The organism is Kitasatospora sp. MAP12-44, from assembly GCF_029892095.1.
Classification (GTDB): Bacteria; Actinomycetota; Actinomycetes; order Streptomycetales; family Streptomycetaceae; genus Kitasatospora.
Map to the genome: position 1 here is coordinate 1,414,907 of NZ_JARZAE010000004.1, position 10,375 is coordinate 1,425,281.

The 10,375-nt window shown below is 70.6% G+C and carries 8 protein-coding genes; 3 read left to right on the forward strand and 5 right to left on the reverse strand.

Annotation, left to right across the window (positions count from 1 at the left end):
* Positions 1-125: 125 nt before the first annotated feature.
* Positions 126-1,451 (reverse strand): deoxyribodipyrimidine photo-lyase, encoded by a 1,326-nt coding sequence (locus tag P3T34_RS07045; RefSeq protein WP_280665120.1) that lies wholly within the window; start codon positions 1,449-1,451, stop codon positions 126-128.
* A gap of 155 nt (positions 1,452-1,606) precedes the next feature.
* Between P3T34_RS07045 and P3T34_RS07050 the strand changes: the two genes are divergently transcribed.
* From P3T34_RS07050 to P3T34_RS07060, 3 genes are all read left to right on the forward strand, one after another.
* Positions 1,607-1,987 carry an integrase core domain-containing protein gene (locus P3T34_RS07050; RefSeq protein ID WP_280665121.1) on the forward strand — a complete coding sequence of 127 codons (381 nt, stop codon included), beginning with the start codon at positions 1,607-1,609 and terminating at the stop codon, positions 1,985-1,987.
* Between the two features lie 608 nt (positions 1,988-2,595).
* Complete coding sequence (locus P3T34_RS07055; RefSeq protein WP_280665122.1) at positions 2,596-2,844, forward strand: hypothetical protein; 249 nt, start codon at positions 2,596-2,598, stop codon at positions 2,842-2,844.
* Between the two features lie 403 nt (positions 2,845-3,247).
* A complete protein-coding gene (locus P3T34_RS07060; RefSeq protein ID WP_280665123.1) occupies positions 3,248-5,071 on the forward strand; it encodes a hypothetical protein in 1,824 nt (607 codons plus the stop codon).
* A gap of 45 nt (positions 5,072-5,116) precedes the next feature.
* On the opposite strand, the gene P3T34_RS07065 is transcribed toward P3T34_RS07060, so the two are convergent.
* The 4 genes from P3T34_RS07065 to P3T34_RS07080 all read right to left on the reverse strand — a co-directional run bounded on the left by P3T34_RS07065 (position 5,117) and on the right by P3T34_RS07080 (position 10,365).
* The gene (locus P3T34_RS07065) at positions 5,117-6,409 is read right to left on the reverse strand and encodes a hypothetical protein (RefSeq protein ID WP_280665124.1); all 1,293 of its coding nucleotides are present in this window, start codon (positions 6,407-6,409) and stop codon (positions 5,117-5,119) included.
* 50 nt (positions 6,410-6,459) lie between these two features.
* Positions 6,460-7,878 (reverse strand): glycosyltransferase family 2 protein, encoded by a 1,419-nt coding sequence (locus P3T34_RS07070; RefSeq protein ID WP_280665125.1) that lies wholly within the window; start codon positions 7,876-7,878, stop codon positions 6,460-6,462.
* 96 nt (positions 7,879-7,974) lie between these two features.
* Complete coding sequence (locus P3T34_RS07075; protein WP_280665126.1) at positions 7,975-8,718, reverse strand: hypothetical protein; 744 nt, start codon at positions 8,716-8,718, stop codon at positions 7,975-7,977.
* Positions 8,719-8,880: 162 nt separating this feature from the next.
* The gene (locus P3T34_RS07080) at positions 8,881-10,365 is read right to left on the reverse strand and encodes a glycosyl hydrolase (RefSeq protein ID WP_280665127.1); all 1,485 of its coding nucleotides are present in this window, start codon (positions 10,363-10,365) and stop codon (positions 8,881-8,883) included.
* Positions 10,366-10,375: the final 10 nt, after the last annotated feature.

Consider the following 10,375-nt stretch of genomic DNA (forward strand, 5'->3'; position numbering starts at 1 on the left):
GGCAGCGCCGGCCGGCCCCGCTGCGCGCCGCCGCGGTGGACCGCACCGACCAGGCCCCGCCGAGCACCTGGGCCCTGCGGGTCGCCCGGTCCTGAGCACGGGGCGGGGCGGTCTCGGCCCGGGGCTCAGTCCAGGCCGCGGGCGTGCCGCAGCCGGTCGGTGAGCGCATCCGGGGCGATGATCGGGTCCGGGTAGCCGTGGCGGTCGGCAAGCAGCCAGGGCCGGTGCGCGGCCCGGCCCGGCACATGGGCGAGCTCCGGCACCCAGCGGCGCACGTAGTCGCCGTCCGGGTCGTAGCGGTCGGCCTGGACCAGCGGGTTGAGGATCCGGTTCGGGCGGGTGTCCGTCCCGGTACCGGCCACCCACTGCCAGTTCAGCTGGTTGTTCGCCACGTCTCCGTCCACCAGCAGGGACAGGAAGTGGCGGGCGCCGATCCGCCAGTCCAGGTGGAGCGACTTGGCGAGGAAGCAGGCCGTGAGCAGCCTGGCCCGGTTGTGCATCCAGCCCTCGTGGGCGAGTTGACGCATCCCGGCGTCGATGATCGGGTAGCCGGTGCGGCCCTGCCGCCAGGCCGCGGCCTCGCGCTCGTCGTGGTGCCACGAGTCGTGCCGGGTGCGGTAGTCCCGGTACGCGCTGTCGGGCCGGGCGGCGAGCACCTGGTGGTGGAAGTCCCGCCAGGCGAGCTGCCGGACGAAGGCCTCCGCGCCGTCCCCGCCGCGTCGCGTCGCGCGCGCTGCCAGCTCGCCGGCGGACAGGCAGCCGAAGTGCAGGTACGGGGAGAGCCGGGAGGTGCCGTCGGCGGCGAGCGCGTCGTGCACGTAGGCGTAGTCGTCGAGGTCCCACCTCGACCACCGCGCCCGGCCGGCCGTCTCCCCGCCTGGCGGCAGCGCGGGCGAGGCCGCCGGGGCCGTGGGCAGATCATCGCCGTGCACGGTCTGCGGGGTGTGGAGCGTCCGGGGGGCGGACAGCACGGCGCGGCGAGGGACGCGCTGCCAGGCGCGGTGGTACGGGGTGAAGACCGCGTAGTGGTCCTTCCCGGCCGGGGTGACCTGGCCGGCCGGTACCACGGTCAGCACGGCGTCGTGGACGTGCAGTCGACCGCCGAGCAGCTCGCGCAAACGGGCCTCACGGCGCTGGGCGAACGCGCTGACGCCGACCGCGAGGTGCACGCTGGCCGCGCCGGTCTCCTGCGCGATCCGGGCGGTCTGCTCGGCGGCGTTGCCGTGGCGCACCACCAGCCGGGAGCCGATCCGGCGCAGCGACGCGTCCAGGTCGGCGAGGCAGCCGGCGAGGAAGGCCCGCCGGTTGGCGGTGGCGAAGCCCGCGGCCTCGACCGCGGTATCCACCACGAACACCGGGACGACCTGGTCGGCGGCGGCGCGGGCGGCGTGCAGGACGGGGTTGTCGTGCAGGCGGAGGTCCTGGGTGAACAGGGCGACGGAGACGGTCATCGGGGGCCTCGGAGCTGGTAGGTACGGCTGGGCGAGCGGTCGAGCGGCCGGTGTGCGGTCGGCTGGACAAAGGTGTCGGGTACCCGGGTCGGCGCGAGCCTGGGGAATGGGCCCTGCAACAGGCACGGAATCTCACCGCTGACCTGGGCCTGCGCATGGATTCCCTACGCTTCCTGCTGCGCGACCGCGACAGCAAGTACAGCGACGCCTTCGACGCCGTCTTCGAGGCTGAAGAACTGGACGTGATCACGAGCACGCCACGGGCTCCTCGGATGAACGCCCACTGCGAGAGGATCATCGGCACCATCCGGCGCGAAACGCTCGACCACGTCCTCATCCTCAACGAGGCCCACGCCGGGCGCGTCCTGGCCGCCTATCAGCGGCACTACAACGAGCACCGCCCGCACCAGGCCCACAACCAACTACCGCCCGGCGCCCGTGAACAACCCGCCACCGAACAGGGCCTCGACAGTCGCAGAATACTGCGCAGCCGAATCCTCGGCGGCCTGATCAACGAGTACTGCTACGCCGCTTGACCAGCGGCGATGACTTTTCAAGCGGCACAGGTCTGGCTATCGCTGACCCGCTACGCGGGAGTTTCGTTCCTCCCCCGGCTGAAGCCGGGGGTCAGCATCATGCGATTTACCATCACTCGAAGGAGTGAATCGGAGTCGCCCCTAACGCCACCACACGGCGCTGGCAGAATGATCACTCAAGTCAGCTGGACTTCGATCACTGTTGGTAGTCCTGCGATCATCGGGGAGCACCCAGATCCAGCTCCCTCAGCACCCCCGACCGTCGTCGGCTCACGGTCTGTGTCCGGCCTCGGACACAACCCACTGGCCAACATCGTTGGCCAGGGAATGCAGGTCAGGAGCAATCCTGACCTGCATTTTGCGTTGCGCGTGATCGTACTGACAGCGCAGGCCGAGGGCGGCGTAGGTCTGCCGCTGGTCTCCGGCTTGGCGTCGCGCAGGACGTCGACCATGCTGCCGGCCTGGTCCCAGACGAGGACGCCTGCGAGTCGCTGGTCAACGAGACCCTGGAGCGCCACCGCGTCAACGCGGAGCAGATCCGGCAGCAGTACACCCCGCCGGCGCAGGCCGCCGGCGACCTCCCGGCATAGCGGCAGGATCCGGAAGCGATGGACCTGATGCGCCGCCTGCTCGCCGGACCGGTCGAGGTGTCCGAGCTGGGCGACCTGAAGGACCTGGCCAACAACGCGAACGCGCGCGCCTACCAGCTCCTGGTCGTCTGGGCCGGCAGGCGCGAGCGTGACGCTGCTTCATCAGGTCCCGATGCCAACGCAGCACCGTGTCCGGTTGCACCAACAGCCGCAGGCGGCACAGGGCACAGCACCCGCGAAGATAGGAAGCGCGTCCATTTGGTATAAAGAATGACTGGTTGAGTGGCGGATGGATTGCGGCTGCCGCTCGACGGCATCCCCTACCGCGGACGAAGCTGGGCCTGCCGCAGGGGAATTGGTGCTGGACAACAGGGGCGGACAGGGACCATAGATGGCTGAGTTCAGGCTGGCCGATCCAAGTTCACCCGAATCCGGTTCCGAGGGACACCAGGTGGGGACGCTGCCTCAGGCCCGGTCTGGTGACGAGCCCAGGTCCAGCCGCGTCCCGGCCCTGCGGGCCGCTCTCGCCGCCGGTTCGCCCGCCGGGACACCGGCAACCGGGCTCGCGCCTCAGACACCCCAGACGTCGACGGCCGTGAAACCATGGTCACCTGACTCGACGTCGGCCTCGTACCGGGCCCCAGCGGTGATCGGCCTGCAAGGACTGGCCGTGCTGGGCCTGTTGGCCGTTGCCGGGGGGGTGCCGGCCGGCCGGTCGGTCCCCGCGGTCGACCTGCTGCTCGTCACGACCGGCTTCCTGGTCACGTTCTCGGTGTTGCGCGAACAGCTGATGACCGGACGTCTGGCGCTGGGCCGGCGCTGGCAGCGCCTGGTGAAGCAGTACGCGCTGGTCCTGCTGATCGGCCTAGGCGCGGCACTGGCCGCCGCGAGCCTGATGGGTGGCCTCCCGCTCGCCAAGGTGTTCCGCACCCTGGTGCCGGCGGTCCTCCTGCAGGGCGCCGATTGGGCGCAGTTCCACGTCCAGGGGAGCCTGCCCCGGGCGGCCTACGACGGCTCCTGGGCGCCCGCGCCCTTCGGGGCCCTATGGCCGCTCAGCGTCGTGGGCCAGATCGCGCTGTGCTGGCCGCTGTTGCTGGCGATCGTGCTGGTTCTGCTGCGCCGGTCGCTGCGGGCACTGGCGTTGGCCCTCGGGCTGGCGACGGCGATGCTCCTTGCCACGCCGTTCGTGCTGCCTTCCGCGACCTGGCGGCGGCTCGCCGCCCACGCCGTGTTCTTCGCCGGCGCCGAGCGCCTGCTCGACCTGCTGCTCGGCGCGCTGGCCGCCAGCTGCGCGACTATCGTGCTGCGCCGCCGCGGGAGCCGCCAGTCCGACTGCGGGATCCTGGCGGCTGCGGGCTGGAGCCTGGCCGGGGCCGTGCTGCTCTTCGGGCTGGTGGCGGTGGGCCTGCGGTCGGGTGCCGACGCCGAGTCGTGGGCGCGGCACCTGGTGCCGGCGGCCACCGCCGAACTGTTGGTTACCGCCGCCACCGCGCTGTCGGCGGCCGCTCTGGCCCTGGTCCTGACCGTCGGCCGGGGGCCGCTCCGCTCCGCGTTCAGCCGGCCGTTGCTGGTCGAGTTCGGCCGGATCGGCTACATCGTGCTGCTCATCGGCCCGCTCCTGTTCTGGCTGCTGCACCATGGCTGGCCGCATTTCGCCTGGTACGGACTGGTGGTCGTGGGCATCGGGTTCGGCTGGCTGACCGCGATCTGCGTGTACTACCCGACCGGGCGAGCCGCCGCCAAGCCTTGGCGCACGGTGCGAGCGATACCCCTGTTGCTGGCCGGATGCCTGGTGATCGGCGTCGGCGCGTACTGGCTGCCCGCCAGGGCCGCCCAGATGTTGCGCCCGCACGGGCCGGAGCTGGTCCTCGGGTTGGGGGACGGGCTGGCCGGTGACTTCGCCACCGCCCTCAACCGCTCCGGGGGAACACTGAACGGTGCGAACGGCGTCGCCACCGCACTCAGCGGCTGCGGCGTGCTGTCCGCCGCGGACGGGCACGCCGGGTGCGACGGCTGGCAGCAGGAGTGGCGGGACAGCCTGACCGCCACCGAGCCGGACGCCGTCCTGTTGCACCTCGGGCGGGACGCGGCGGCGCGTACGGTCGCAGGCCAGCAGCAGACCGCCTGCGCCCCCGAGTACCGCCAGCAGTACCTGGCGCGGCTGGACAGCGCCCTCGGGCTGATCGATTCGGTGGTGCCGAAGGCCACGGTCTTCGTGCTGAACGAGCGCCTGGACAACAGCGCCGCCGACCCGATCGGTACGGCCTGCTACAACCAGCGCATCAAGGAGTTCGCCGACACCCACCAGGGCAAGGTCAAGCTGGTCGACCTCAACGCCGAGCTCTGCCCGGTGGACGCCTGCCGCCAGGGCACCCCGCAGGGGCGTCCGTTCTACGCCGGCGTCGACGGCACTCGGCTCACCACGGACGGGCAGGCGCTGATCGCCCCCTGGCTGGAGCAGCAGGTACGGCTGCCGGCCAGGACCGCGGGCTGAGTCCCACCAGCCCTGGCCGGCCCTGGCGGCCGGCGCCTCGCGCGCTCAGTGCCTGCGTGGCGTGGTGGCGGTGGTCCCGCCGCTTCCCGGGACGCTCGCGGCGGTCGGCTGGGTGGCGCCCGGCAGCTGGTAGCTCCCGGCGAAGCAGGACCTGATGGCCTGCTCACTCAGCGGGCGTCCGGCGAAGTCCAGCCGGGAGTGGTCCGCGGCCGGCGGGATCGACGGGTCGGTGTGGAAGTTGACCGACCACCAGTAGACGCCGCCCAGCTTCCGCTGCTGCGCGACCTGGCACACGGCGGTGTACCAGGTCGCCTGCACCTGGGGATTGACCGTGCCGAAGCGGTAGAAGTCGCCCGGGCTCTGGAAGGCGCCGTTCTCCGCGCCGATCCCGGCCTCCGCGAGCAGGGTGTCGGACAGGTCACCGGTGTGCTTGCGGTCGAGCCACTGGTCCCACCCGGCCACGATCTGCCCGACGCTCGCGGTGTCCGGCACGTCGACCGGGAAGTAGGCGTCCACCTGGATCTGGTCCGCCGGCACCGGGATGTTGTCGGCGACGTAGTGGTCCCAGTTGGTGTCGTAGACCAGTTCGCCGGGGAAGTGCTTGCGCATGTCCGCGATCAGCGGCGCCCAGTCCGAAGCGCTCTCCAGGGAGACCAGCTCGGTACCGACCACCAGGGTGGTCGCCGAGGAAGCCCTGGCAACGTCGGCGTACTGCGTCAGGAGGCTGTCGTACGAGGCGAACCAGGCGCCCTTGTCGGCCGGGGCGAGCGCGCCTCGCCACTGCGGGAGCAGGCTTCGCTCATCGATGATCGGACGAAGGGTGACCCGCAGTCCGGCCTGGTGGAAGGTGTCCAGCGCCATCTGCAGCCTGGCCGGGGCAGGGGTCTTCGGCCCGGTGTGCAGGCTGTTCGAGTCGATGGCGTCGACGTAGACGGGAAAGGACAACGCCACCGCGTTGGCCCCGAGGCCGACCAGGTAGTCGGCGATCCGACGAGCCTTGCCGCGGACCTCGGCCTCCCCGTCGGAGGGCATGTCCTCCCAGTACACCTGGACGCCCCACTGCGGCATCCCGGGCTGCCAGGGATGTGCCACGGTCGGCACCGCGGTGGCGCTGCTGCTCGCTGTGGGGGTCACCGGGTCCGCGGCATTGAGCACCGGGTCGGCGAACTCCGGCACCGGGCTGGTAGTGGCCGTGGGGGTGGCGCCTCCCAGCCGCGGTATCGGTGAGCCCGACACCCAGTGCAGCGGCTGGCTGCCGAAGGCCAGCGGGGCGGCGACGACGACGGACAACACACCGAGCGGGACGACGGCGAGCCAGGGGCGGCGGGAACTGTTCATGGCGTCGGGCATTCCTGGGAGTCGAGGTCGGACGGGTGAGCGGCGCGGGGTCAGACGGGCTTGGCGATCACCACGAACTTGTTCTCCTCGCCGCGGACGAACTTCAGGAAGCCGCAGAACCCGCCGAAGCCCTCCAGCATCGAGAACACCGGGATCAGTGCGATCACCGCCATCGGCTCCCACCAGCGCCGCCGCCCACCGGCGGAGACCAGCCCGTTCAGCCGGAGACCTTCCCAGTACATCCAGATGACGTAGCCGAAGTTCAACGCCCAGAGCAGCACGACGGACTGGGCCACCGGAGAGGTGTTCAGGCTGTCGCTCAGCCAGGCGAAGGCCAACACCATCGCGATGTGCTGCAACGGGCCGATGATCCAGGTGGACACACACAGCGCCAGGAACCAGCGGTGGCGCAGCGGGAGACTGCGGTTGAAGCAGAGCGCCACCAGACCCCAGGACCAGCGTTCCCGCTGCTTGACGAAGTCCCGGACACCGGCCGGAGAGGCCCCGTAGCAGCGGCCGTTGAACCAGTCGCTGCGTCCCGGGTAACGACGGCAGAAGGTGAGCGCCAGTTGGGCGTCCTCGACGATCGCCTTCGGGCCGAAGTCCCAGCCGATGGTCGCCTCGATCGACGCCCGGAGCAGGAGCAGCTCGCCGTGCACGCCGGCGATCGGGGTCCCGGTCCCGGTGAGCGCCCGGAAGCGAGCTATGTCGTCGGCCGGGCGGACCGCGTCGGCGAGCCAGGTGAAGCGGTTGACAGCCAGTTCGCGCGGATAGGTGAGAATCCCCTGGGCCATGTGCTTGGCCTCGTCCGGGTGGGACCGGCGCTGCCGGTTGATGAACTGGGCGAGCGTCTCCGCGGTGTCGGGACCGACACCGGTGTCGTCGTCCATGTGCAGCACCCACACCTCGTCGCGGGCCTCGTCCTCGGCGATCCGCAGCTCGTGCGCGTAGTGGTTGGCGCGGGCCTTGAAGCGGGTGCCGTTGGCGGTGACGTACGCCTTCGGCACGGTGACGATCCTGATCCGGGGATCGGTGACGGCCAGGGCGTCGATCCGCGCACCGGCCTCGCAGCCTTCCTCGGTGAGGACGTCCACCCTGAGCTGCGAGAAGTACACCGGCAGGTGAGCGACGTACGACTGCACCGAGCGCTCCAGCGCCGGGTAGGTGTCGTGCCGCCCGATGGTCGGCACCAGCACGATCAGCAAGTCCTCGGACACCTCGGCCGCGGGAGCCATCTCATGCCTGCGCCGGATGCGGCGGCGGAGCAGCAGCGCACCTTGCAGGCCCACCAGGACGCCGACCGCCGGAACCGACCATATGACGGTGAGGATCCAGCCGAGCGGGGTGTGGTTCGGCCGGTACGTCCACAGCCCGAAGCAGAGCAACGCGAGGAACGGCAGGACGAACGGCACCAGGCCGGGTCGCCAGGTGGAGATCCGGCGGGCCAGCTTGTCGGTACTCCTGGACATGCCGTTGGTTCTGCCTTCCTCTGAACGGCTCGAAGCGGTCCGGCTGCCGGCCAGACCGCTTCGAGGTCCTGTGCTGCGGTAGCCGCCGGCGGTCGGTCAGCGCTGCGGCTGCGGCGGCAGGTCCGAGGGACCTGGCTTCGGCTGGGGGGGCTGCGGGAACTCGCCGGGCGCGGCGCCGTACGGCCAGGGCTGGTCAGCCGGCTGCGGCTGCTGGTGCGTGGCCTGCTGCTGATACGGGTTCGCCTGGTGCTGATACGGATGGGGAGTGGCGGCGAGACCGTAGGGATGGGTCTGCTGCGGCAACGGTGCTGCCCCATAAGGGTTTCCGGCGGCGGCCTGCGGGCCGGCCATGGCCTGCTGGCCGGCAATCGCCTGCTGAGCGGCGACCGTCCAGGCGCTGACCGGAGGTTGCCATGGCACATGGACACCGACCCGGCGGGTCAGCATCAGCACCAGAGCGACGCTGACGATCAACCCGAGCGCGAAGGTGGCCAGCAGGAGCTCGCCGCGGGTGCTACTGGTGAACCAGCCCTTCTGGGCGTGATCGAAGAGAGCCCCGGTCAGGCTGCGCAGCCGGTTGTACCCCTCGACCAGCGCGACACCGCACACCAGACCACGGGCCCAGTGGCTGCCGCGCAGGATGAAGAAGGCGCCGATGCCGTAGAACACCGCGTAGCTGAGGCTGGAGGTCTCCGCCTGGCCGGCCTTGTCGGTCGAGCCGTAGTACACGATGCCGAGAAGGAAGTTGGCGACGCCGACATCGGCGAAGCAGTTCCACAGAGCGCGCACCATCAGGATGCCTGCCCAGCCGAGTGCGACATAGGCCGCGACCCGGTACAACGTGGGAACCTCGGCAGCGCCGCTGGACCCAATACCGGAATCGTTCCGGTTTCCCCCGATGATCGCACTCACCTCAAGGAGCTGTCGTCGATATGTTGGATGGTCAGATTAGACCAGAAGCATCATTTCAAACGCGGCCCCTGGTGTGCTACCCCGGTTGTGCTAACTCTGGTGGAGCCGACGCCAGTCGAAGGTCGAACCCTGCGCCCTGCCGCCGCCCGTGATGGCCAGTGGGGAGCGGAAACTCAGCATCAGGTCCCCCTGGGTGTTGCGCTCGCGCGGCTCGGTCGCGTTGTCCGCGGTGATCGCCTGGCCCCAGACCGACCAGATCACCCAGGGCGTTCGACTCAGAGTGTCCCGCTGGGCCTGGTTGACCGGGACGTAGAACGACTCGGCGAGCATGCGCGGCTTCCGGTAGGGCTCAAGGCCCTTGTACCACTGGGCGGTCCAGACCGACTGCTTGGCCACCGTCGCAGGAGTACTGCTGTAGTCGTCGACACCGACCACGTCCACGTACTGGCCGCCGGGGTAGTAGGCGGCCGGATCGGTGCCCGTCACCCCGTTCCAGGCCGCCGGCGACCAGACGAAGATCAGATTGTGCAGGCCCCGGGTGTTGACGAGGTAGTTGTACATGATTCGCCACAGCGCCTTGAACTTCTCCGGCGATTGGTCCGCCCACCAGAAGCCGGTGGCGCAACTCGGTGCGTTCATCTCGTGATACGGCCTGAACAGCACCGGTACGCCGTGGTCGGACAGATAGGACAGGTGGTCGGCCAGGTAGGAGAGATCGCCGAGCAGCGCCTGGTACTCGGGAGTGTTGTCGTGCCAGTCGATGACCCGGTCGAACCAGCCAGGGTCGTGCGCGGCCGGGGACTGGCTGCACTGCACCTCGTCGAAGGACTTCACCGCGCTGCCGGGGTAGGGCTCGTGGAAGGAGAGCCCGACGACTCCCGCCGGGGCGCCGCCGTTCTCGGGCAGCGTGGTGGTCGAGCCGTCGCAGTTCTGCTGGGTGCCGCCCGTGTAGTAGCTCCCGTCGGCCGGCCGCGGCAGACCGTCCCAGACCCCCTCCAGCAGGTCCACCACGTCATCGGTGTACTGCCAGCCGGGTCGGCACGTCGGCCACTTTCCGCTGGAGTAGCTGCGCGGGTCTCCGGCCCCCCATCCCGACTGGCCGTAACCGGGGCCCAGGTCGGCTTCGACGAACCCGGCGAGGCGACCGGTGAGGTCGGCGGTCCGCTGGTAGTAGTAGCCCGGCTGCTTGAGCCCCGGGCGGTCGCCGTACTCGGGGTTGAGCCGCTCGTTGTGCAGTTCCTCGTGCTGGCCCAGGATGGTGCCCCGAGGGGTGCCGCCGCGGGCGGCGTTCTCAAGGCCGACGAGGGTCCCGTAGACGGCCTGGGCGTTCGCGGTGGCCTTCGGATCGCGATCGGTGAGGGCCGAGCTGATCAGCCGCGGATCGGGCACGGAAGCCGGGGCGGGCCCCGCGTCGGACCGGGAGCCCGCGATCAGCAGACCGGCCACCAGGACGACGGTGGCGGCGAAGGCCCCGATCCGCAGGTGGGAGTCGTGGCGCTTCCAGGAGGGCTTGCGCCAGTCCGGCCGAAGCGTGGATTCGCCCTGCCGATCCCCAAGCCCGCTGTGCCCCAGCATCCCGCATACT

Bases quoted from the DNA above. Each gene is read 5' to 3' on its own strand.
- P3T34_RS07045 (WP_280665120.1), bottom strand. From the start codon at position 1,451: ATGACCGTCTCCGTCGCCCTGTTCACCCAGGACCTCCGCCTGCACGAC.
- P3T34_RS07065 (WP_280665124.1), bottom strand. From the start codon at position 6,409: ATGAACAGTTCCCGCCGCCCCTGGCTCGCCGTCGTCCCGCTCGGTGTG.
- P3T34_RS07055 (WP_280665122.1), top strand. From the start codon at position 2,596: ATGGACCTGATGCGCCGCCTGCTCGCCGGACCGGTCGAGGTGTCCGAG.
- P3T34_RS07070 (WP_280665125.1), bottom strand. From the start codon at position 7,878: ATGTCCAGGAGTACCGACAAGCTGGCCCGCCGGATCTCCACCTGGCGA.
- P3T34_RS07080 (WP_280665127.1), bottom strand. From the start codon at position 10,365: ATGCTGGGGCACAGCGGGCTTGGGGATCGGCAGGGCGAATCCACGCTT.
- P3T34_RS07050 (WP_280665121.1), top strand. From the start codon at position 1,607: ATGGATTCCCTACGCTTCCTGCTGCGCGACCGCGACAGCAAGTACAGC.